20 protein-coding genes, 2 pseudogenes and 1 riboswitch are annotated in these 20,428 nt (G+C 71.6%); of the genes and pseudogenes, 9 read left to right on the plus strand and 13 right to left on the minus strand.

The window, feature by feature from the left end:
* Nucleotides 1-30: 30 nt before the first annotated feature.
* The 4 genes from ACFOWE_RS27115 to ACFOWE_RS27130 form a co-directional block, all read right to left on the minus strand.
* Nucleotides 31-1,827, minus strand: a complete 1,797-nt coding sequence (locus tag ACFOWE_RS27115; RefSeq protein WP_377292691.1) for a PD-(D/E)XK nuclease family protein — start codon at nt 1,825-1,827, stop codon at nt 31-33.
* A gap of 255 nt (nt 1,828-2,082) precedes the next feature.
* Nucleotides 2,083-2,481: a DUF898 family protein gene (locus ACFOWE_RS27120; RefSeq protein ID WP_377292693.1), complete on the minus strand. Its 399-nt coding sequence runs from the start codon at nt 2,479-2,481 to the stop codon at nt 2,083-2,085.
* A gap of 95 nt (nt 2,482-2,576) precedes the next feature.
* Entirely contained in the window at nt 2,577-3,410 is an 834-nt protein-coding gene (locus ACFOWE_RS27125) for a hypothetical protein (RefSeq protein ID WP_377292695.1), read from the minus strand.
* A gap of 252 nt (nt 3,411-3,662) precedes the next feature.
* On the minus strand, nt 3,663-4,187 hold the full coding sequence (locus tag ACFOWE_RS27130; RefSeq protein WP_377292697.1) for a PASTA domain-containing protein: 525 nt from the start codon (nt 4,185-4,187) through the stop codon (nt 3,663-3,665).
* A 195-nt stretch (nt 4,188-4,382) separates the two neighbouring features.
* Nucleotides 4,383-4,491, plus strand: a riboswitch (SAM riboswitch).
* 50 nt (nt 4,492-4,541) lie between these two features.
* Between ACFOWE_RS27130 and ACFOWE_RS27135 the strand changes: the two are divergent.
* A pseudogene (locus ACFOWE_RS27135) lies at nt 4,542-5,192 on the plus strand (hypothetical protein); the annotation flags it as partial.
* Here the strand turns inward: ACFOWE_RS27135 and ACFOWE_RS27140 are convergent.
* Entirely contained in the window at nt 5,162-5,380 is a 219-nt protein-coding gene (locus ACFOWE_RS27140; RefSeq protein WP_377293183.1) for a hypothetical protein, read from the minus strand. The pseudogene ACFOWE_RS27135 and the gene ACFOWE_RS27140 overlap by 31 nt on opposite strands.
* A 282-nt stretch (nt 5,381-5,662) precedes the next feature.
* Between ACFOWE_RS27140 and ACFOWE_RS27145 the strand changes: the two genes are divergently transcribed.
* Together ACFOWE_RS27145 and ACFOWE_RS27150 are read left to right on the plus strand one after the other, a co-directional pair.
* Nucleotides 5,663-5,947 carry a hypothetical protein gene (locus ACFOWE_RS27145; protein WP_377293185.1) on the plus strand — a complete coding sequence of 95 codons (285 nt, stop codon included), beginning with the start codon at nt 5,663-5,665 and terminating at the stop codon, nt 5,945-5,947.
* A gap of 226 nt (nt 5,948-6,173) precedes the next feature.
* Complete coding sequence (locus ACFOWE_RS27150) at nt 6,174-7,043, plus strand: HNH endonuclease (protein WP_377292699.1); 870 nt, start codon at nt 6,174-6,176, stop codon at nt 7,041-7,043.
* Between the two features lie 68 nt (nt 7,044-7,111).
* On the opposite strand, the gene ACFOWE_RS27155 is transcribed toward ACFOWE_RS27150, so the two are convergent.
* The 6 genes from ACFOWE_RS27155 to ACFOWE_RS27180 all read right to left on the minus strand — a co-directional run bounded on the left by ACFOWE_RS27155 (nt 7,112) and on the right by ACFOWE_RS27180 (nt 12,271).
* A complete protein-coding gene (locus ACFOWE_RS27155; RefSeq protein WP_377292701.1) occupies nt 7,112-7,390 on the minus strand; it encodes a type II toxin-antitoxin system RelE family toxin in 279 nt (92 codons plus the stop codon).
* Between the two features lie 3 nt (nt 7,391-7,393).
* On the minus strand, nt 7,394-7,675 hold the full coding sequence (locus tag ACFOWE_RS27160) for a type II toxin-antitoxin system Phd/YefM family antitoxin (protein ID WP_377292703.1): 282 nt from the start codon (nt 7,673-7,675) through the stop codon (nt 7,394-7,396).
* A 37-nt stretch (nt 7,676-7,712) separates the two neighbouring features.
* Nucleotides 7,713-8,486, minus strand: coding sequence for a hypothetical protein (locus tag ACFOWE_RS27165; protein WP_377292705.1), 774 nt, complete (start codon nt 8,484-8,486; stop codon nt 7,713-7,715).
* Nucleotides 8,487-8,619: 133 nt separating this feature from the next.
* Nucleotides 8,620-9,606, minus strand: a complete 987-nt coding sequence (locus ACFOWE_RS27170; protein ID WP_377292707.1) for an AurF N-oxygenase family protein — start codon at nt 9,604-9,606, stop codon at nt 8,620-8,622.
* A gap of 286 nt (nt 9,607-9,892) precedes the next feature.
* On the minus strand, nt 9,893-11,788 hold the full coding sequence (locus ACFOWE_RS27175; protein WP_377292709.1) for a DNA/RNA helicase domain-containing protein: 1,896 nt from the start codon (nt 11,786-11,788) through the stop codon (nt 9,893-9,895).
* Between the two features lie 132 nt (nt 11,789-11,920).
* The gene (locus tag ACFOWE_RS27180; protein WP_377292711.1) at nt 11,921-12,271 is read right to left on the minus strand and encodes a nucleotide pyrophosphohydrolase; all 351 of its coding nucleotides are present in this window, start codon (nt 12,269-12,271) and stop codon (nt 11,921-11,923) included.
* Nucleotides 12,272-12,398: 127 nt separating this feature from the next.
* On the opposite strand from ACFOWE_RS27180, the gene ACFOWE_RS27185 reads away from it, so the two are divergent.
* From ACFOWE_RS27185 to ACFOWE_RS27195, 3 genes are all read left to right on the plus strand, one after another.
* A complete protein-coding gene (locus ACFOWE_RS27185; RefSeq protein WP_377292713.1) occupies nt 12,399-12,857 on the plus strand; it encodes a hypothetical protein in 459 nt (152 codons plus the stop codon).
* A 61-nt stretch (nt 12,858-12,918) separates the two neighbouring features.
* On the plus strand, nt 12,919-15,126 hold the full coding sequence (locus ACFOWE_RS27190) for an McrB family protein (RefSeq protein ID WP_377292715.1): 2,208 nt from the start codon (nt 12,919-12,921) through the stop codon (nt 15,124-15,126).
* Nucleotides 15,123-16,373 (plus strand): McrC family protein, encoded by a 1,251-nt coding sequence (locus ACFOWE_RS27195; protein ID WP_377292716.1) that lies wholly within the window; start codon nt 15,123-15,125, stop codon nt 16,371-16,373. Before ACFOWE_RS27190 ends, ACFOWE_RS27195 begins: the two co-directional genes overlap by 4 nt.
* Here ACFOWE_RS27195 and ACFOWE_RS27200 read toward each other — a convergent pair.
* On the minus strand, nt 16,360-16,965 hold the full coding sequence (locus ACFOWE_RS27200; RefSeq protein WP_377292717.1) for a hypothetical protein: 606 nt from the start codon (nt 16,963-16,965) through the stop codon (nt 16,360-16,362). The genes ACFOWE_RS27195 and ACFOWE_RS27200 overlap by 14 nt on opposite strands.
* 186 nt (nt 16,966-17,151) lie before the next feature.
* Between ACFOWE_RS27200 and ACFOWE_RS27205 the strand changes: the two genes are divergently transcribed.
* From ACFOWE_RS27205 to ACFOWE_RS27215, 3 genes are all read left to right on the plus strand, one after another.
* On the plus strand, nt 17,152-18,339 hold the full coding sequence (locus ACFOWE_RS27205) for a winged helix DNA-binding domain-containing protein (RefSeq protein ID WP_377292718.1): 1,188 nt from the start codon (nt 17,152-17,154) through the stop codon (nt 18,337-18,339).
* A 75-nt stretch (nt 18,340-18,414) separates the two neighbouring features.
* Nucleotides 18,415-19,053, plus strand: coding sequence for a DUF3800 domain-containing protein (locus ACFOWE_RS27210; RefSeq protein ID WP_377292720.1), 639 nt, complete (start codon nt 18,415-18,417; stop codon nt 19,051-19,053).
* 247 nt (nt 19,054-19,300) lie between these two features.
* The gene (locus ACFOWE_RS27215) at nt 19,301-19,735 is read left to right on the plus strand and encodes a hypothetical protein (RefSeq protein ID WP_377292722.1); all 435 of its coding nucleotides are present in this window, start codon (nt 19,301-19,303) and stop codon (nt 19,733-19,735) included.
* A gap of 17 nt (nt 19,736-19,752) precedes the next feature.
* Here ACFOWE_RS27215 and ACFOWE_RS27220 read toward each other — a convergent pair.
* Nucleotides 19,753-20,428, minus strand: a pseudogene (locus tag ACFOWE_RS27220) (hypothetical protein); the annotation flags it as partial.

Consider the following 20,428-nt stretch of genomic DNA (forward strand, 5'->3'; position numbering starts at 1 on the left):
CGGCCGGAGGGCGCCCGGGACGCCGGGACGTCAGAAGGGCGGAGGGTCGTCGTCCGGCCCGGCGAGCGCGTCGCCGACCGCCTCCACCCGGCTGGTCGTCCGGCCCTCGGACTCCAGGACCTCCCCGGTGACCGGGTCGATCACCAGGCCGTCGACCGTGATGAACGGGCCGTCCTCGGCGCGGAAGGCGTCGCCGCACCAGCGGGAGACCGGGCAGAAACGGCACCACGGGCCGGGCTCCGTCGGGAAGTCCACCTCCCGGTGCCAGGCCCCGGCCAGCTCCGCCAGGACGGCCCGCGCCCTGGCGGCCACCCCGGGGTCGCCGGCGTCGAAGGAGACCACCGTGCCGGAGAGCGGGGTGAGCTGCTCCAACTCGACGGTGCCGCGGGTCCCGCCGAACGCGCCGCCCGCGATGAGCGAGACCGCCAGCGCGAGCTGCGGGACCAGCTCCAGCGCGTTCTCCTCCGTGATGCCGCGCTCCGTCAGCGACGTCTTCTGCTCCCGGTAGACCAGCCGGCCGCCCACCCGGCGGAGCAGGTCCGGGTGGGCGACGACCACGACGTCGGCCTCGGTGTCGTGGACGGCGATCCTCGGCTCCGGCACGACGCCGGTGATCTCACCGGGGCCGCGGAGCGGGCACACCTCCACGTGCCGCACCAGGTACGGCCACGCCTGCTCGTACTCCTCGAAGCTCATCAGCCCTTCGGCCAGGCCGAGCGCGCCCGTCGCCGGATCGGGCAGGTCGTCGGACGTGCACGGCCGTACCTCCTGGGCCCCCGGCGCGGCGGCCCTGCCGTGGGCGATCTCCAGCCACCGGTGCACCAGCAGCCCGCGCCGGACCGCCGAGCCCTCGGCCTCCTCCGCCGGCAGGCGCAGGTCGCGCAGGTGCGCCTGGGCGGGGCAGAGCTGGTACTGCCGGGCCGTGGTCACCGACCAGGTACGGCGGTGCGTGCCGGGACCGGCCAGGCCCAGCAACCCCGGCACGCGGGCGAGCGCCTCGCAGGAGGCGCAGAGCCTGCACTCGGCGCAGTCGGAGCCCGGGGCCCGGCGGTCGTCGGTCAGCAGCCGCTCGGCGACGGGCTGGACGGAGGAGCGGTACGCCTGCCGTACCTCCTCGGGGGAGGCGTCGACGAGCACCCGGGCGTCGGCGTCGGTCAGCCCCATCTCCACCACCCGGACCCGCGCGGGGCGCGGCCCGTCCTCGACGGGGATGGGCACCGCCTGGTAGAGGTCGCGGGGGTCGATCACCTGCCGCCCGGCCGCCGCCACGAACGCCATGGCGAGCACGGACGGATCGTCCGGCAGGCCGAGCGGGCGGCGCACCCGCATCCGGCGGAACTCCACCAGCGAACCGTCCGGTGAGCCGTACCAGCGGCCCCACGCGGTCAGGGCGCGCATCGCGACCGGCGAGCCGCCCGGCGGGCCGCTCTGCACCACCCGGGGGCGGCGCTCCGGGCGGAGCTCCACCCCGCCGGCGGCGAGCTCGGCGGCCAGGCTCTCGGAGGTCTCCAGATAGGTGTGGCAGGCGTGCAGGACCCAGCGGGTCACCCCCGGATGGACCGGGTCGCGGCTCTCCTCGACCGCCCGGCCCACCGCGATGTCCGGGTCCGCGCCGCCGAACTCGACGGCGTCCAGCGCCGACATGACCAGGCCCATCGGGAAGGTCGCCCACGGCGCGTAGCGGCGCCGCTCCCGCGCCACCGGCCGCATCGCCGGATAGGCCTTCGCGGCGGCGAACGCGTGGCAGTCACGCTCGCGGCGGTCGAGCACGCTCGCCGACAACCGGACGACGTCCGCGTTGCCGGTGAGTTCGGTCTGGAGGGACATGAGGGGTCTCCCGGGGGTCAGGTCAAGCAAGATCTACCGCACTTCCCGGTCCGGTGGCGGGTTTTCCCGGCGAGCGGTGCGGGGGAGAGGCTGATGGGTGCGGGGGGAGGGATGGTCGGATGCGAGGGGGGACGGACGGATGTGGGGGAGGGACGGACGCCCTGCGACGTCAGGCGGTCATCCGGACGGCCGGGGGCCTCGTGCGGTGTGACGTGAGAGGTGACGGCCGCTCGGTGCCGGACGGCCCACCGGGCGTCACCCCCCGACGGCGCCGCCGCGCTCGTGGTACCCGGACGCTCCCGGTACGGCCGGTGCTTCCATGGCCCACGGCTGCCATGTCGGATCGAAATCTGTGTGCTCCCACTTCCACTGCGCGATCCGCGGACCGACCCAGAACAGGTAGATCCCCAGGGTGACGGCCGAGAGCAGGAACCACTTGATCCAGTAGCCGAACAGGCCGACCGCGGATCCGGTGAACGTCAGCCGCCGGCCGTCGATGTAGGAGTGCCTGGCCCGCCACCGCTCTCGCAGCACCAGCGCGAACGGGTAGCAGATGCCCAGGGTGACCGCCGTCACCAGGAAGGCGAGGACGCCGGTGCCGAAGTAGGTCGCGGCGCCTCCGTCGAAGTGGAAGCGGCCGGAGTTGCGTGCCATGGGGTGTTCTCCTTGGTGGGAATGGCCTGATGGTCGTGGTCTTGCCGTCCGGCGGGGTGGCCGCCGTACGGGGAAGGCGCGGATGCCTGGCCTGCTCAGTCGCTGCTGCCGTACACCTTGACCTTCTCGACGCTGAAGGTGGGGACGGTGTTCGAGCCGCCGATCGAGGTCTCATAGGTGAGGCTGCCGGTGCAGGTGAGCCAGAGCTGGACCATGTCGTCGGTGACGATGTCCTCCAGCATCTCCTCGGTGCCGACGATGTGCGCCCGGTCGTCCATCTCGTACGACTGGTCGCCGGACTTCTTCGCGTGGTGCAGGTTCGCGTGGAAGGCGTCGGTGCCGGTACTGGAGTCGAACTGCACCACGTTGCCGTAGAGCAGGTACTTGCGGCCGACGTAGTCGTCGGGGTTCTTGATCAGCTTCTTGAACTCCCGCGCGATCAGCGTCTCGTAGTCGCCGCTCCTGAACGGCGCGGCGGTCGGTGAGGAGGTCTCCGGCTCCGACTCCGGGGATGGGGACGGGGACGGGGACGGGAGGCCGACCGCGGGGTCGTCGTCGTCATCGTCGTAGGTGGAGACCACGCCGTCGCCGTCGTTGTCGGCGGGGGAGGGGCGGGCCGTCACCGTGGCGGTGGCCGTGACGGTGACCGTCGCGGCCGGTCGCGCCGCGCTCGCGAGTTCGCTCCCGGCCGCGTTTCCGCAGGCCGTGAGTGTCGCCGCGCAGAGGCAGGCGGCGGCGAGAAGCGCGGCCCGCCGGAGGGCGGTGTTCCGGCCGATGGCCGTCCTGACGGCGGTGTTCCGGCCGGGGAGCTTCTGGAGGGCGGCCTTCCGGAGGGCGGGCTTCTGGAAGGCGGCATTCCGGATGCCCGCCTCAGGAGCGCAGGCCTGCTGAACGCCGGTCTTCGGGGTCTCGGTCCGCTGGATGCGCATGGGACACATCCCTTCGTGCTGGTCCCCATGCCGGGCATGGAGGGGGTGGATACGTGGCCGCCGTCCCGGCGGCGGGACGCGCGTGCGGGCGGCTCGGCCCTGTCCGGGGCCGCTCGGCGCGTGCCCCTGCCGTCTCCCGGCGGTCGCGGCTCCGAGCCGGAGCGCTCCGCCGTACCGGACGGCGGGCGGGGGCGGACGGGCGGGAGGGCGGCGGGCGGGCGCCGCCTGGGGAGGGCCGGTTCTCGGTGCGGGTCAGTTCTTGGTGCAGGTCAGGACGATGGTCGTGCCCACCTTGACCTTGGTGCCGGCGCGGTGGGACTGCTTGGTGACCGTCCAGTTCTCCGGGAGGATCACGAAGGTGTCGTACTCGTCCTGGGAGCCGAGCTTGATCTCCTCGTACTCGTCCCAGCCGTGGTCGACGAGCCACTCCTGCGCGACGGCCGCGTTCTGACCGGTGAAGTCCGGCAGCTTCACCTGCGCGGGCTCGTCCACCTGCGGCTCCGGCAGCCCGGCGTTCTCCTCGGTGGACTCCTCGACGGCGGGCTTGGCAGCGGGCTTGGCGGCGGCGGGCTCCCCGGCCGGAGCCTTGGCCTGGGCGGTCTCGGTGACGGTCGGCGCGGGCGCGGCTTCGGCGGCCGTGCCGTCCGGTCCGGCGATCGCGACACCGCCGAGGCATCCGGCGCCGAGCGCCACGACCGCGATCAGGCAGGCGGCCAGCCCGGACACGCCCCGGCCCGGCTGCTTCGGCGGATACGGCTGGTGGTGGGGCTGCGTCATGGCGCTCTCCCTGGGTAGGGGAACCGGGATCGGCTCTTTGTGGACACCAGTAAATCACTTGTGAACTGTAAACACAACTAGGAGCTGTGAACATCGGGGATCTTGCGCCTGGCTGGTGTTACGCATTTCCTTATGGATGGATCTGCTTGGAGTGCACGATTGACGACCGGCTGGGCGGGCGTTATGGTCCCGGCAGGTCATGAGCTCCAGCGCCAAGCCCCGGTTCGCTGGACGGCACCCCGCTCGCCGCGGGTGCCCCGGGTGACGACCTGCTCCGCGCGAGGTGCGCGGAGAACGGCGGATCACCGGAGCCCTCGGCCACCGGGGTCCGGACCAGGACCCTGGAGGCGCACCATGCCCGTCCCCGGCCACCTACCGCTCCGCCACCGGCGCTGCCCGAGCTGCGACGTCGACTTCGGCGCCATCGCCGACGTCCGCGACCTCGTCCTCCACGAGGGCGCCGGCTTCTGGTACGGCGAGTGCCTCATCTGCGGCTGCCGCTGGCAGGTGCACCCGCCGGGCAGCCCCGAGCACGGGCTCGCCCAGGCCGTGGTGGCCGACCGTCCGGCGGAGCACCTGGCGCCCGAGCAGGCCTGGCGGCGCGGGGCGATCCGCATCACCGGCCCCGACGGCACGCTCTGGGACGTCCGTCGGACCTCAGACGCCCGGCCGGGAGCCGACGCGGAGGACCGGGAGGGCGCCGATGCGGAGGTCCGGGAGGAAAGCGAGCCCGGTGGCCGGGTGGGCGCCGAGCCCGATGGCCGGGCGGAATCCGGGCCCGAGGCCCACCCCTTCACCGGGATCGTGTATGTGCTCACCGCATGGAACCCGCACGGGGCCACCCTGCCCCTCAAGCCCAACGTGGAGGCGCACCGGCGGCTGCTGGCCGAGATCCACGGGAACCGCGTCCCCGCGGGCCGGCTGCCCGCCGTACTGGAGGCGTCCTGCTACGACCCGGACGGCTACCACTCCTCCTACGGCTGGGCCGAGCAGGCCGTCGCGTTCGCCGACGCCGACGAGGAGGCGGTGCTGGAGCTGGCCCGCGACTTCGGGCAGCCCGCCGTACTGCGCTGGACCGCCGACCGGCTCACCGCCGTTGCTACTCGCGACGGGAAGCCGCTGGGCCCGCCCTGCCCCACGGTGGCGACCCGGCTGCCGGTGAGACCATGCCCCATGACCGGTGAGACGCGCACCAAGGTGTACTGCGGCTCCGGCGCCCCGGATATCGCAGCCGGAGCCTCACCGCCTTGCGGTATCCGTGCCCACAGGACGACACGAGAGCGTTGTCCAGAAGCGGTCGCCGCTGTCTGCCGCCCAGACTGTCGCATCGGACGGTCGTCAACCGGTCGTCTTCGCGGATCGGGCGGACGAGGGAGCCATGATCTCCGACAATGGGGCAGCGACCAGAAGGGTGATCGATCGGTTCCTGGCGAGGACCGGGGATCGAGGAGGAGGCCGACCGCGTGGAGGAGAACATGGGGACCGCCGCTTGGCCCGTCTACAGCCCCTTTGCCCGCGAGCACTACGGCCATGGTCTGGAAGCGGGCAGGGCCGAGGGCAGGCTCGAAGGCATGGTGGAAGAAGCGGCCCGGGTGGTCCTGCTGGTGCTGGCCGCCCGTGGTCTGGAGGTGCCGGACGACACCCGTGCCCGGATCACCGCCTGCACCGACCTCGCCCTGCTGGAGGTCTGGGTGATCCGCGCGGCGACCGTCCAGAGCGTGCACGATTTGTTCGGTGAGGCAGGCGGAGAGGACCGCTGACGGATCCTCGTACGGTGTGCGTCGTTCCCGGGAGTGCTGATGGGTTCTCCGGGCCTGCTCGTTCTCCAGGAGATCGGCCGGGTAAGGGGGGCGGACATCGGCTGTGAACTTCAGGGTCATCTGGCGCAGACGATCTTCAGGAGTGCACAATCTCCGGTGTGAAGGCGTATGTCGGGGTGACGGACACCGAGTGGTACCGCTTCCTGGCGGCCCGGCCCGGCCCGGGGTGAGTGAGGTCAACTTCTGGCGTCCGTCCGGGGCGCGGGAGTTCAAGGTCCTCGACCACGGCGAGCCGTTCTTCTTCAAGAGCCACCATCCGCACAACCGCGTGGTCGGCGGCGGCTTCTACAGCGGCTTCGCCCGGCTGCGGCTCTCGGAGGCGTGGGAGTTCTTCGGTGAGGGCAACGGCGCCGCGAGCCTGGGCGAGCTGCGCCGACGCGTCGGCCGCTACCGCAGCGAGCCGATGCGGCCCGGCGACGACCCGGTGATCGGCTGCGTCATCGTCCGAGACGTCTGCTTCTTCCCCGAGGAGACGCCCGCCGGGCCGCCGCCGGACTTCGCCCCCAACATCGTCCAGAGCAAGGGCTACGACCTGGCGGTCCATCCCGAGGTGACCTACTTCCACGGCCTCCTCGCCCGCATGGGCGTCGGAGTGGAGGTCGACCTGTCGGAGCCGTGGCACCACGACGGCCCGGTCTACGGCGACCCGCGGCTGGCTCCCCGGCGGCTCGGCCAGCGGGCGTTCCAGGCCGTCGTCCTGCACGCCTACGAGCGGCGCTGCGCCGTCACCGGCGACAGGATCCGGCCGGTCCTGCAGGCGGCGCACATCCGCCCGGTCTCCGCCGGCGGCCAGCACCGGCTGGACAACGGGCTGCTGCTCCGCTCGGACGTGCACACCCTCTTCGACCGCGGCTACCTGGCGGTGGACCCGAGGTACCGGCTCCGGGTCAGCCCCCGGCTGCGGGAGGAGTTCGGCAACGGCGAGGAGTTCTACCGGCGGGCGGGAACGGAGATCGCTGTCCCCGCCCACCGCCGGGACCGGCCCAGCGCCGAGGTCCTCGAATGGCACCTCGACGAGGTCTTCCTCGCCTCCTGAGGCTCGGCGTCCATGGGCTTCCACGGAGTGGCGCGTGAGAGCCTCACGATGACATCGGAGGTGGAGTCTCACCGGCCACGATAGACGTCGCGGCGATTGCCGACGGCCAGGACCCACACGAGCAACTGGCCGTCCTCGACCGTGTACACGACGTGGTAGTCCCCGACCCGGAGCCGCTGGCGGGAGTCGTGCCCCTGCAGGGCCTTGATGTCTAAGGCTGAGGTGTCTCCCGCGTCCATCGCCTTCTGGAGTTCGGTGAGGCGGTGGAGGATCCGCAGTGCGTCGAGGCGGGGGATCTTGAGCATGTCCCGCTGGGCGTGCAGGGTGAACCGGGTGACGTACCCCACGGGTCAGCCGTGGTGATCGCGGAGCAGGGCGGCCATCTCCTCGAGGGAGACGGATCCCACGGTGCCCTCGGCCTCCGCCTCGTCTGCCAGCCGGTTGAGCCACGCCTCCTCGACCTGCTCGGCGATGCGGCGCAGGCGCTGGTACTCGTCGATGTCGATCACCACGGCCTCCTGCCTGCCGCGCCGAGTGATGATCGTCGGAGTCTCGTCCCGGTGGGCCCGGTCGATGACGTCCGCGAGATGACTGCGGACCTCTGCCATGGATTCGATCACCGGCTCGCTCATGCTATGAATGTAACGGATGTACATCTTGATCGGCTGATCAACGCTCTGTCATGTACTTCACAAGGAGCCGCTCGTCGCGAACGACGGTGAATCCGTGCTCGCACAGCGCGCTCTCGATCTCCTCCCGGCGCTCCTCGGGATAGCGGAACTCCGGCTCCTCGTACTCATGGGACGGCATCGCGGCCCAGCCGCTCGACCTCTCCCCGTAACGGGAGGCGATCTCGCGGGGGATCCAGGCGTCCGTGACGAGGTCGATCTCGGCCTCGTAGGAGTCCGCGTAGTCCGAGACCGAGAAGTCGAAGGCCGGGTGCCCGTCCATCGAGAACGGCGCGTCGTCCGGCGGGCTCACCACGTCCCACAGCTCTTCGGCGAAGAGGTCGTCGAGATCGGCGTCCGGGTGATCGGCCTGGTACTGGTCGTAGTAATGGTCGAGGAGCCTGTCCCGGTCGTCGACCCACTCGCCCCAGACGGTGAGTCGCACCTCGCCGTACGTGCGCGCGTTGACCAGTTTCTCCCGCTCCGCGGCTCCGCGCAGTACGAGGCGTCGCGGTACGACCGCCAGATAGCCGCGCTGGACGATCCCGGTGACGAGCGTCGGATCCTCCTCCAGTGAGCTGAGCATCTCCTCGGCGGTCCGCCGGTCCGGGTCGCCCTCCATCTCGGGCTCGTCCTCCGCGGGAGGCCGCTCTGTCACGTCGTGCTCGTGGTCGTCGGAGTGACCTGAAGGATCGTCGGAGTGGTCGGAGGAGTCGCCGGAGCTGGAGGGCGAGATGCCCTCGTAGGCACCCGGCCCAGGGGCGGCCTCCGCCACGGACGGCCTTCCCAAGGAAGGGAAGGAGGCGTCGGGCGAGAAGGTAGCGTCGGTCTTCCGCACGGTCCAACCGACCGTTCGAATCCGGGAGGTGACGAGCCGATCTGGTCGGGACGGCGATGGGCGGACTTGCTTACCAGCTCCCCCGCGCGAGCTCGTATGGAAGCAGCCCGACCTTGCCCCACACCGCCCGCGCCCGGCCGTCCACCATGCCCACCTCGTGGAAGAAGCGCACGCATTTGGCGAGCGCCCACCGCTCGACCTGACGCCGGTGCGGGCTGCGCGCGGCGGTACGGCGGGCGAGCTCCGCATCCAGGCCTACGGCCCGGTAGCAGTCCGGGTGGATCGTGCTGTCCAGCAGGGCCCGGGTCAGGCGGGCCGTCATGGCTCCGCCGAGGCGGCGCCGCGCCGCCGAGCGGTGCACCACCTGGCGCTTCAGCTCCTCGCGGGCGTACTTGATGTGCCGGGCCTCCTCGATCACGTGGATGCGGGAGACCTGCCGCGTGATCGGGTGGATCGTCTCGTCCGCTATCGCCACGCGCTGGAAGGCGTCGGTGAACTCCTCCACCACCAGCGCCGCGGCGAACAGCCGCAGCGGGTCGTTGAGCATCGCGGCGATCCGTACGCCCAGCCGCTGCCACCAGAGCGGCGGGTGCGGCTCGAGCCCGTACGTGCCGATCATCCGGGCGAACATCCGCGAGTGCCGGCACTCGTCCTCGAGCTCGACCAGCGCGTACGCCCAGTGCGCCTGCTGGTACGGCGTCGCCGCGGCGTGGCTGACCAGCCCCGCCATGAGCGCCAGCTCGGCGGTGATGCCGAACGAGGCGACGCTGCAGACCTCCTGCCGGGAGAGCTCGACCCGCTGCTCGGGCGTCATCCGCTCCCAGAGCGGCGTCTCGTAGAGCGAGACCAGGTGGGGCGGCATGTAGAAGGTCCCGGGACCGAGGGCGGCGTTCCAGTCGACGTCCCGGTCGGGGACGAACGAGTGCTTGCGCGAGGTCTTCAGCAGCCGCTGGGCGATCACCTCCCGCTCGCGCACCTCGATGAGATGGTCACCGTCCCTGCACCTGATCCGGGCCACGCGGTCGGCGTGGCCGATCGGCGCGACCGGCTGGCTCATGCCGCTCTCCTCATTCCCGACGGCTCCACGGATGACTCTTATTAGACAGAAAGTACATTTAGCTGGAGATCGTCTCAAGATGCGAGTCGGCGTGCTCGAGACCTGATGCGCGGGCCAGGCGGGTGAGAGCGTGCGATCGGAACGCGGCTGAAGAAGCCGGCAGCAGGCGAGGAAAGATCAACACTAGCCTTCCCGGCCTGGACGGGAGCCCATGTGTCCGCGCGGGGCTCCGCGGCCGGGTCGTGATACCTCCTGTCAGGGCAGCCGCGTCGATCAAAGGCGGAAGTCAGCCGTCGGCCCGGGCGTCCGGCTCGATGAGCTTCTCCAGGAACGTCTGGGTCTCCGGGTCGACGGAGTAGACCAAGGTGCCACGCATGCCCCGTGTCAGCAGCACCTTGTAGGTGTTGCGGATCAGGCGGTCCGCCTGCTCGTCGGTGACGCCGCGCTTGTTGATCGCCGGGTCCTTGCTGGCCTTCCGGTCGGTGATGAGCCTGCCGCCCCGGATGACGAGGTCGGGGCCGAGGATGACGCCGTTCCAGTCGTACTCGAAGCCCTGCGCGGTGTAGACGCAGCCGACCTGCTCGAACCCGCCGGGCATGGTCGCCCAGAGCGGGCTCGCCGGGGCGTCGCCGACAGCTCTGTCGCCCTTGACGTTCCACGGCCGGGCCCAGTCGTCGATCGTCACATCGGCGACCAGCGTGTCGTCCGGGAGAGGATCGCTCCACCGCCAGCAGTAGCCGGCGGCCATCCGCGCCGAGTAACCGCCGTTCAGCTTCGCACGCAGCAGTGCCTCCAGTTCGTAGGGCGACTCGGCCAGCGAGACCGCGAAGTGGTCGTCACCGGTCCACGGCTCCGGGCCCTCGCCGTCCAGCCCGAGTAGCCGCAGCACCCACTCCTCGTACTTGCGGCTGCCTCCACAGCGGAACTGCCCGTCCAGCGAGATCTCGTGGACCCGCAGGCCGAGCGCCGTCGCGTGGTCCCTGATGTCGGCGACGGTGCCGATCTCGCCGGGCCGTACCACCTGGTGCTCGTCCAGCAGGAAGACCGGCACTCTGGCCGCCGCGATCAGCTCGTCCACCTGCGCGCGCCCGGTACGCAGGCTTGAGGAGGTGAACCTGTTGGCCGAGGTCTCCCGGATCCGGTGAGCCTCGTCGCAGATCAGTACGTCGAGGTCGTTGGGCTCGGCCGCCATGAAGTTGTTGAAGTACTTGAAGAGTCCCTGCAGCTTGGAGGAGCCCTTGCCGACGTAGCGGCGCATCGTCTGGGTGAACGAGCGGGACCCGGTGGCATGCAGGGCCGCGCGGCCCTGCCTGGACAGCTCACCCAGCAGGGACAGCGCGATGACGCTCTTGCCGCTGCCGGGCCCGCCGGTGACGATGACGACCTCCTTGGAATCGGCTCTGCGTGCCTTCTCCACCGCGTGCAGGACGATCTCGTACGCCAGACGCTGCTCGGCGAGCAGGACGAACTGCTCGCGGTCCCGGATCTCCTGCGCGGCCAGCTTCAGAAGCTGCTTGGAGGGCCGTACGGCGCTGCGGAGCAACCGGTCGGCGGCCGCAGCGCCCGGCTGGGGGTCGAAACGGCTGCGGAGGTAGTCGAGGAAGTCGCCGCGCCGCGACCGGGTGAACAACCGGGTCCGCTCGTCCTGGACCAGGTCGTAAAGGTCCTTCACGTCGAGGTCGGCGGCGTTGTGGAGATAGGCGACCCCGTGGATCGCCTCAGGGTGCTCCTCGAGGACGCCGGCGAAGTCGGCGATGTAGTCGCAGTAACCCCGCACCTGCAGCAGAGGGTGCAGCTTCGGTCCGCCGGGAGCGCCTTCGGCCAGGACGAGCCGCCGATCCTCCTCGAAGAGGTCGGCACGGCTCCACTGCTTGAGCTCCACCACGACGTAGACGTCGGCGCCGGTGCGGTGGTCCACTCCGGCGAGCACCACGTCGGCGCGCTTGCTGGTCAGCGGCAGTTGATACTCGACCAGCATCTCGACCCCGCCCAGCCCGGCTTCGACGAGGTCGCGCGCGAGAACGGGGAGGCTCTTGTCCCAGGACCGGCGTTCGGAGAGGGAAGGGATGGTGCGCGCGTTCCTCCTGACGTGCTCGGCGATGAGCTCGCTGAGCCGTTGCTCCGGAACCGACTCGTACGCCAGCTTGGCCAGACTCTCCGCGGAAAGCCGGAACGCCGTCACGGACCCACCCCCAGGCAGCACGAAGACTCGTGCGGTATGGGGGCGTGTCCGCGATCAGGAGATCGGCGGAAGCCCGTCGGGCCGCATCACCTATACGCCGGGTAGGTTAGCGCGACCTGCCGACGAAATTGATCAATGCGGGGCTTTGCGAGTCGAGCCCCGGTAAATCTCCGCCGGATAACGGTCCTCGCTCTCGTCGAGCTTGGCGTGAGCGGCGTCGATGAGGTCCACACCGAGCACGTCGGCGAGCCGGGTGAGATAGATCATGACGTCGGCCAGCTCGGACCTGACCCGCTCCGCCGACTCCGGCTCGTCCATCACCCGAGAGGCCTGCTCGGGAGTCAGCCACTGGAGCTCCGCGAGCAGCTCACCGACCTCGCCGGCCAGCGCCATCGCGAGGTTCTTGGACGTGTGGAACTGCTCCCAGTCCCTGGCCGCCGCGAACCGCCGCAACCGGTGGGCCAACTCCTCCAACCTCGCCATGCGGCTCAGGATAGAGGGACGGAAGACAAGGGATGCTCCGGCTCCTCCGCCTCCGCGACCGCCCGAGGTGAGGCCGGGCTGTCTCCAACTGCCTGCTAGAAGATCAAATATGTGAAAAGATCGGCACATGACTGTCCGGACCGGGCGATGGGCCGTCTGGGCGGCGATCGGGTGGACGCTGCTCTACGTCGCCTCCAAAGTTCACTTCGCCCTGGAGGAACGCCTCGGCGTCACCGGTGGTCCCCGCGTCTCCCCGCAGGACCACCTCGCCTACGGGCCCGGAGAGGTCGCACTGGCCCAGTGGGCCAACGCCGCCTCCGGCCTGCTCATCGTCCTCCTCCTGGCGCTCTCCCTGGCACCGGTCCGGCGGCGGCCGTGGCGGCGGGCGCTGCTCGTGCTGCTGTGGGCCTGCGCGGCGATGGCCGCCGCGGGAGCGGTCGGGATGACCGGCGGCGCCCTGCTCACGGACCGCGGCGGCGCGCTCTTCGGCGCCTACTGCGCGGTCTGGGCCGTCCTCCTCGGTCTGTCCGCCCTCGCCTTCCACCGCCGCGGCCGCGCTCCCGGCCCGGACGGCATCCCGGTGTGACACGGCCCTCCCTTTGGGTAATCATGACCAGACGCTGAGTGATCGACGAGCTGGAGGCCCGATGGACGGGGAACGGCACGCGGCTGTCTGCGCCGCCGCGCGGAAGGTGTTCGAGACAGGGATCCTTGCCGGCGGGTCGTCCTTCGCGCCGGGACTGGACGCGTGGACCCTCCCGGCCGCGCGGGAGCTGCTCCACCGGTTCGTGGAGAACTACGACGGCTCGTCGGACGAGTTCCTGGTCAAGCTCAAACGCCAGATCTCGGCCGCCTCGGACGGGGCCCTCGTGCTCGCGGCCGAGCTGCTCTACCTCAACCTGCTGCCGCTGAACGCCGGGACGGTCGGCCCGGAGCGCAAGTCCGAGATCATCGGGACCGTCCTGTCGTGGACGTCCCGCGAGACCGCCGTCCCCGCCGACCTCGCCGAGGCCGCCTCCAACGCCTCCATCAAGGGAGGGCAGGCGTTCCTCAACTACCGGTGGGCGCAGTTCGCCTTCCTCATCCGGGTCACCGTACGGCTGCTGGAGCTGCCCGCTCCTGAGCGGGAGCGCCTGCTGGACGACCCCTGGGCCTTCCGCGATCTGGCCCGCGAGGCGCTGACCGACCACGACGGCAAGTACCGCGCCCGCTCCCAGCTGCACGTCCTGCTCTTCCTGCTCTTCCCCGACGCCTACGAGCCGATCGCCAGCGAGCGGCACAAGCACCTGATCCGGGACGCCTTCGCCGACCGCCTGGCGGAGACCGGAGGGCCCACCGGGGACGTCGACCGCGACCTCGCCGCCGTCCGCGCCCGGCTGGAGCGGGAGAGCGGCGGCCCCGTCGGCTTCTACGCCGAGCCCTGGCGGTCGGTCTGGCACCCGCCCGAGAAGTCCCGCCCGCAGCGGGGCTGGCTGGTGCGCGGCGCCAACGTGCAGGGTGTCAACGTCATCCCTCGCTGGCTGGAGGAGGGGTTCTGCTCCGTCGCGTGGGCCGAGGCGGGCGAGATCCCGGCCGGGGCCTCCCGGGAGGAGATCGGCTCGATCGTCGACCGGACCTATCCGGACGCCGTGAACGAGAGCAGATACGCTCACGTGCTCCAGCTCTCGCGCTTCCTCACCGAGATGCAGCCCGGCGACCTCGTCGCCACCGTGGACGGGGACACCGTCTACGTCGGGAAGATCACGGGCGAGGCGTTCTACGACGACGAGGACGGCCGCGATCTGGCGCGGCGGCGGCCGGTCGACTGGAACACCGCCCGCCCCCTGAACCGTCGTCGGCTCTCCGAGGCGGCCCAGGCGCGGCTGCGCGACCGCCGCACGGTCGGCGACCTCACCCGGGTGATGGCCGAGCTGGCGACCGAGGCGGACATGCCAGGCGAGGTCGGCCACGAGGTGAAGGCCGTCGACGAGACGCAGCCGCTGGCGATCCCGGAGATCACGAAGACGCTCGCGGACGACCTGCTGATGCCGCTGGACTGGCTGCGGGAGACCGCCGGCCTGCTGGCGGCCAAGCGCCAGCTGATCCTGTACGGCCCGCCCGGCACCGGCAAGACCTTCCTCGCCACCAGGCTCGCCGAGGCGCTGGCCGGCCCGGAGCGCACCGACCTGATCCAGTTCCACCCCTCCTACGGCTACGAGGACTTCGTCGAGGGCTTCCGGCCCCGCCCCGGGGCGAACGGCACGATCGGCTTCGAGCTGGTCCCCGGCCCGTTCAAACGGGCCGTCGAGGCCGCCGAGGCGGAGCCGGGGAAGCCCTTCGTGCTGGTCATCGACGAGATCAACCGGGCGGACCTGGCCAAGGTATTCGGCGAGCTGTACTTCCTGCTGGAGTACCGCGACCGGGAGATCGGCCTGCAGTACTCCCCGCACGAGAAGTTCAAGCTGCCCGGGAACGTCTTCGTCATCGGCACCATGAACACCGTCGACCGCTCGGTGGCGCTCGTCGACGCGGCCATGCGCCGCCGCTTCGCCTTCCGCGCGCTCGCGCCCGACCGGCCGCCCGTCGACGGCCTGCTCCGCCGCTGGCTGGAGCGCGAGAAGCTCCCCGAGACCCCCGCCCTGCTGCTGGAGGAGGTCAACCGCCGCCTCTCCGACCCCGACCGGGCGATCGGCCCGTCCTACCTGATGACCCGCCGGGCGGCGACCCGGCGCGGGCTGGAGCGCGTCTGGGCCACCGAGATCCTCCCCCTGCTGGAGGACCAGCTCTACGGGAAGGTCGGCGACGTCGAAGAACAGTACGGCCTGGCCGCCCTGCTGGACGCGCCGGGGATCGGCCTGCCGCGGGAACCGTCGTGAACCCTCCCTCAGGCCATGCCGCGAGGCCCGTCATCGAGCTGACCGAGACCTCGTCGGTGACGCTGCCGCTGACGCCGGCCCAGGTGGCGACGCTGATCGCCGTGCCCGACCTCGTCGCCGTCGCCCCGGACCGCTCGGGGCGGTGGCGGCTGGCCGGGCGGCGGCGGGTCGGCACGGTACGGCTGGGCGCCGGCGAGGGTGAGCTGGAGCTGCGCCTCCATCCCAAGATCCCGGTCGGTCACCTGCTCCACCTGGTCGGCCACGCGGGCGGCGCCTCGATCTGGCGGCGCGGACTGGTCGAGGCGGCCCGGGCGGAGACGCCGGTCGCCGCCGTCGCCGACGCCTTCGCCCGCCTGGCGGAGCAGGCCCTCGCCGGGGGAGTGCTGCACGGCTACGTCCATCGCGAGGACGCCCTCACCGTCGTGCGCGGCCGGATCCGCGCCGGCGCCCAGCTCGGCCGGAGGTTCGGCGTGCCCGTCCCGCTGGAGGTGGCCTTCGACGACCACACCGCCGACATCGCGGAGAACCGCATCCTGCTCGGCGCCCTGGACCGGCTGCGGGGCGTGCCCGGCGTCGGCCCCGCCACGGCCGCGCTCCTGCGCCACCTGGCGGCGCGCCTGGTCGGCGTGGTCCCGGCCCGCCCCGGCGCGCCGCTCCCGGCCTGGCGGGCCACCCGGCTCAACGAGCGGTACGCGCCCGCGCTGCTCCTCGCCGAGCTGGTCCTGGCGGGCTCGTCGCTCCAGCAGGCCGGGTCGCCCGCCGTACGGATCGACGGGTTCGTCCTCGACCTGGCGCAGATCTTCGAGCGCTTCCTCACCGCCCGGCTGCGCGACCTGCTGAGGCCGTACGGCCTGCACTGCGACGCCCAGCCGGGCGGGCACCGCCTCGACCGGGGCGGCCGGGTGCCGTTCCGGCCCGACGTCGTCGTGTGCCGCGGCGGCCGCGCGGTGACCGTGGTCGACGCCAAGTACCGGGTGCTGGAGGGGGACCCGCCCGCCGAGCACCTGTTCCAGCTCGTCTCCTACTGCACCGCCCTCGGCCTGGAGCACGGGCACCTCGTCTACGCCGCGGGCAGGGCCCCGGCCGGGCCGTACCGCATCGCCCGCTCCGGCATCACCGTCACCGCGCACGTCCTCGACCTGGCCCTGCCGCCCGACCGGCTCGACCAGGCGGCACGGCTGCTCGCGGAGACGGTCGCCCCCGCGGCGGGCGGGCCGCCGCGGCGGGTGCATGTCACCTGCGGGTGAGGCTCCAGGCGCCGTCGGCCTTGACGGTCACCAGGCGGGTGCCGGCGGGCAGCAGGGCCTTGCCCCGGTAGTCGCCGATCCGGTTGAACAGCAGGTCGCCGTAGGAGCCGGCGCGGGTGTAGGCGTGCACGATGAAGTTGGACTCGCCGTTGTGGGCGGCGCGGGCGGTGCGCAGGCCGCGGGTGGGGGAGAGCTTGAGGACCTGGTCGCCCTCGCCTCTGATCGTCCCGGCGCACCAGCAGCGGGCCTTGGAGAGCGGCTTGAAGGTCGCGCGCCAGGCGCCGTCGGCCTTGATCTCCAGTGCGGCGACGCCCTTGCTCCCGTAGGCGTTGTAGAGCACGGTGCCGTCGTAGGGGCCGATCGTGTTGGCCAGGAGCTCCTGCTTCCTCCCCCGGGTGTCGACCGCCCAGACGATGAAGTTGGCCTCGCCGTCGTGGGAGAACGTCAGCAGGCCCGGGGTCTTGGTGGCGCGGACGCGGACCACCTGGTCCCCGTCGCCCCGGTAGGTCCGATCCGCGTGCGCGGCGGTGACGCCGCCGGTGGTGAGGGCGGTGGCGGTCAGCACGAGCACGGTCAGGACGCGCTTGAACATGGGACTCCTCGATGAGTGTGTACGGCTCACCCCGAATTGACAGAGCAAGTAGATCACATGTGAATAGCAGACACAATCAATAAAGCTGATTCCTTGGCTTTGATTGATAGCCGTCTCCGGAATAAAGCCAGGCGGGCTGGCCGTACCTGCCGTGAGCTGTCAGGTACGGCCGACAGGATGGGAGGCATGGAGACCCTGACGGCACGGCGGCTGGGCCGTGCGACGCTGGCCCGGCAGATGCTGCTCGCCCGGGAGAGGACCGACGTCGTCACGGCGGTGGAACGGCTCGGCGGCATGCAGGCGCAGGAACCCCGGCACCCCTTCACCGGGCTGTGGACGCGGCTGGAGGACTTCCGCCGCGAGGACCTGCACCGGGCGCTGCACGAGAGGTCCGTGGTCCGCGCCATGATGATGAGGGCCACGCTCCACCTGGTGAGCGCGGCTGACTACGTTCGGTTCCGGCCGGTGCTGTCGCCGGTGCTGACCGCCGCCCTGTACGGGCGCGGCGACCTGGCCGCCGGACTGGACCTCGACGCGCTGCTCCCCGTCGCCCGCGCGATCCTCGCCGAGGGGCCGCGCGACTTCGCCACGCTCCGCACCCTGCTCCAGCGGCACTTCCCCGACGTCAACGACCGCGCGCTGGGCTACGCGGTGCGGACCGGCCTCCCCCTGGTCATGGTCCCGACCGGGGACCGCTGGGGCTTCCCGCCGGCGGCGCGGTTCGCCCTGCCGGACGATCTGCCGGGCGCGGGACCGGCCACGGGGCCGCGGGGGCGGGAGCGGCCGGACGCGGAGCCTGCGGACGCGAGCTCACCGGGGGAGCCGGAGGGGGCCGGGAAGCCCGGAGGGCGGCCGCAGGAGGGCGATCCGGCCGAGGAGCTGGTCCTGCGCTACCTGGCGGCGTTCGGCCCGGCCACCGCCGCCGACGCGCAGACCTGGACAGGAATGAAAGGGCTGCGTGCCGTGCTCGACGGCCTCCGCCCCCGGCTGGCCGTCTTCCGGGACGAACACGGCCGGGAGCTGTTCGACCTGCCGGACGCGCCGCGCCCGGACGAGGACGTGCCGGCCCCGGCGCGGTTCCTGCCCGACTTCGACAGCCTGGTGCTCGCCCACGCCGACCGCACCCGCCTGATGGCCGAGGAGTACCGGACCCGCGTCACCACCAAGAACCTCCGGGTCAGGGCCACCTTCCTGTGGGACGGCACCGTCCGCGGCACCTGGCGGACCGAACTCAAGCGCCGGACCGCCACGCTGCTGCTGACCCCCTTCGAGCCGCTGCCCGCCGACGCGCTCGCCGAGCTGACGGCGGAGGGCGAGGCGCTCCTGCGCTTCCTGGAACCGGACGCCGAGGCCTTCGCGGTAAAGACCGATTAAGGAAGAAGGCCTGTGATAGTAAAAGGGTCTCGTTCTGTGATTCGATCGACGGGACTCGGTGTGGCAGAAATACATATGTATGTTGATGAAATGGGAAATATGGATATGTCTGGAGGTGATGGCGCGAGCCGGTATTTCGGGTTCGGAACCGCCGTGTTCCGCGGCGAGCACGGCCGGGAAATGTGGGAAGGGCTGCGCCTCCGCTGTGATCTGGAGAGGCGGGGTGTCAACCTTCCCAGAGGGCTCCATGCCAAAGACGACTCCCATGCCACACGAGATGAGGTGTTCCACCTCATAGGGCGGCAGAGGCCATGTCTCGACGTCACCTTCCTGTGCAAGGCGAAGGCTCATCCGGCCATCCGCGAACGGCCGCACTGGCTCTGCACGCTCGCGTGGTACTCGCACTTCAAAGGTGTCCTGCGCAAGGTCAGCCGACCTGGTGACACGGTGTACGTGATCGCGGCCACCCTGACGACGAACCGCCGGACGATGAACGCCAAGGAGGCACTCGAGGAGGTCTGCGGGCGGTTCGCCGTGAGTCGCGAGATCGCGCTCTGTGTCCGGGATGCGCAGAGTGCCTGGGGTATCCAGGTCGCCGACTACGGGCTCTGGGCGGTTCAGAGGAGGCTTGAGGGGCGGCAATGCAAATGGTTCGACAGTCAGGTGAAGCCGAATCTGCGCTCGATGTTCCTGCCGTGGGGAACGCATGATTAAGACCGGCTATCTCGGATCCTCCGAGAAGAGGTCCCCTGGACCTCTTGTCACCGGCCGGTTCCAAGTACACGACATGTGCCTCTTGGCGTCAACCTGTTCGGCCACGAGCGTTTTCTCGAGGGCCGCCATTTCAGAGGCGGCCACGCCGGCCGGCACCGTCCGCGGCACCTGGCGGACCGAAGTCAAGTGCCGGACCGCCACGCTGCTGCTGACCTCCTTCGACTCCGCCGGCGTTCCCGGGGAGGACATGTCCGACCCGCGGGTCAGGGCGGGGGTGCTGCCCGGCCTGGGCGACGACCTGACCCCCTTCGCGGCCGAGAACCTCCCCTTCATGAGGCCGTCCTTCGAGGGCATGACCACGCCGGCTCTCATCGTCGCCGGAGACCAGGATCAGTCCGCGCTCTCCACCCGGGGACCCGACTGGTTCACCGACGCCTACGTTCTCAGCCCGGGGAGAAAGAGCCTGCTCACGCTGCCCGGGGCCGAGCACTCGCTCGGCGGCGTCGCCGGGTACGGGGTCGCGGAGACGACGGACGAGAGCCCCGAACGCGTCGCGCTGATCCAGTGGCTCACCTCGGCCTACCTGCGCAGCGCCCTCCGTCCCGAGGACGCCGGCCGGCGGGCGGCGTGCTCCGCGCTGGAGGAGGACCCCCACCCGCTGGGGAAACTGCGGAGCAAGTAGGCGTGCCGGCTCCGCACCTACGCCCTCCGCCGGAGGAGGGCCCGCAGGGCCGGAGTGGTGGCGGCGGCCAGGGCGAGCGCCAGCGGCGGCACCGTGACGAGGAACGCCGTGCGCAGGTCGAGCACGTTCCCGAGCACGGCGAGCAGCGCGGGCGCCGCCAGGATCGCGGTGCCGGAGGCGAGCGCCCCGTACGCCGCCGACCGCGCCGCGGTGAGCCCCGGCACCTGGACCAGCCGGGCGAGCGTCACCGGGTAGAACGGCGCGATCCCCAGCCCGGCCACCACGAGCCCGGCGGCGACCGGCACGGGCGCGTCGGTCAGGGCGACGGCCAGCGTCCCGGCCGTCGCGAGCCCGCACCCCAGGGGGACGATGGGGATCCCGCGCCCGATCAGCCGCGGCGCCAGGAGCCGGCCGGCCGCCATGCCGACGAGGAACGCGGTGGCCGCCGCGGCGGCCGTGCCCGCGGCCAGCCCGGTGCCCTGCAGGCGGGCCGTGCCCCAGATCGTGAAACAGAACTCCATGGACACGCCCACCACGATGGCGGCCCACGCCCCGGCCGCCCGCCACCCCACCGGCGAGCCGTGGCCGTCCCACTCGTCCTCCCGGGAGCCAGGGACCCCGGCCGGGATGGCCACGGCTTTCCCGGTGTTCCCGGCTTTCCCGGAGCCCCCGGCGTCCAGGGCCGTCCGCCGG

The sequence above is a fragment of the Planomonospora corallina genome (assembly GCF_042650625.1).
Lineage (GTDB): Bacteria > Actinomycetota > Actinomycetes > Streptosporangiales > Streptosporangiaceae > Planomonospora_B > Planomonospora_B corallina.

What these genes read in the sequence shown, in the direction of transcription:
- ACFOWE_RS27115 (WP_377292691.1), bottom strand. Translation starts at nt 1,827, where the DNA reads ATGTCCCTCCAGACCGAACTCACCGGCAACGCGGACGTCGTCCGGTTG.
- ACFOWE_RS27120 (WP_377292693.1), bottom strand. Translation starts at nt 2,481, where the DNA reads ATGGCACGCAACTCCGGCCGCTTCCACTTCGACGGAGGCGCCGCGACC.
- ACFOWE_RS27125 (WP_377292695.1), bottom strand. Translation starts at nt 3,410, where the DNA reads ATGCGCATCCAGCGGACCGAGACCCCGAAGACCGGCGTTCAGCAGGCC.
- ACFOWE_RS27130 (WP_377292697.1), bottom strand. Translation starts at nt 4,187, where the DNA reads ATGACGCAGCCCCACCACCAGCCGTATCCGCCGAAGCAGCCGGGCCGG.
- ACFOWE_RS27145 (WP_377293185.1), top strand. Translation starts at nt 5,663, where the DNA reads ATGGGGACCGCCGCTTGGCCCGTCTACAGCCCCTTTGCCCGCGAGCAC.
- ACFOWE_RS27160 (WP_377292703.1), bottom strand. Translation starts at nt 7,675, where the DNA reads ATGAGCGAGCCGGTGATCGAATCCATGGCAGAGGTCCGCAGTCATCTC.
- ACFOWE_RS27170 (WP_377292707.1), bottom strand. Translation starts at nt 9,606, where the DNA reads ATGAGCCAGCCGGTCGCGCCGATCGGCCACGCCGACCGCGTGGCCCGG.
- ACFOWE_RS27180 (WP_377292711.1), bottom strand. Translation starts at nt 12,271, where the DNA reads ATGGCGAGGTTGGAGGAGTTGGCCCACCGGTTGCGGCGGTTCGCGGCG.
- ACFOWE_RS27185 (WP_377292713.1), top strand. Translation starts at nt 12,399, where the DNA reads ATGACTGTCCGGACCGGGCGATGGGCCGTCTGGGCGGCGATCGGGTGG.
- ACFOWE_RS27190 (WP_377292715.1), top strand. Translation starts at nt 12,919, where the DNA reads ATGGACGGGGAACGGCACGCGGCTGTCTGCGCCGCCGCGCGGAAGGTG.
- ACFOWE_RS27200 (WP_377292717.1), bottom strand. Translation starts at nt 16,965, where the DNA reads ATGTTCAAGCGCGTCCTGACCGTGCTCGTGCTGACCGCCACCGCCCTC.
- ACFOWE_RS27205 (WP_377292718.1), top strand. Translation starts at nt 17,152, where the DNA reads ATGGAGACCCTGACGGCACGGCGGCTGGGCCGTGCGACGCTGGCCCGG.
- ACFOWE_RS27210 (WP_377292720.1), top strand. Translation starts at nt 18,415, where the DNA reads ATGTATGTTGATGAAATGGGAAATATGGATATGTCTGGAGGTGATGGC.
- ACFOWE_RS27215 (WP_377292722.1), top strand. Translation starts at nt 19,301, where the DNA reads ATGTCCGACCCGCGGGTCAGGGCGGGGGTGCTGCCCGGCCTGGGCGAC.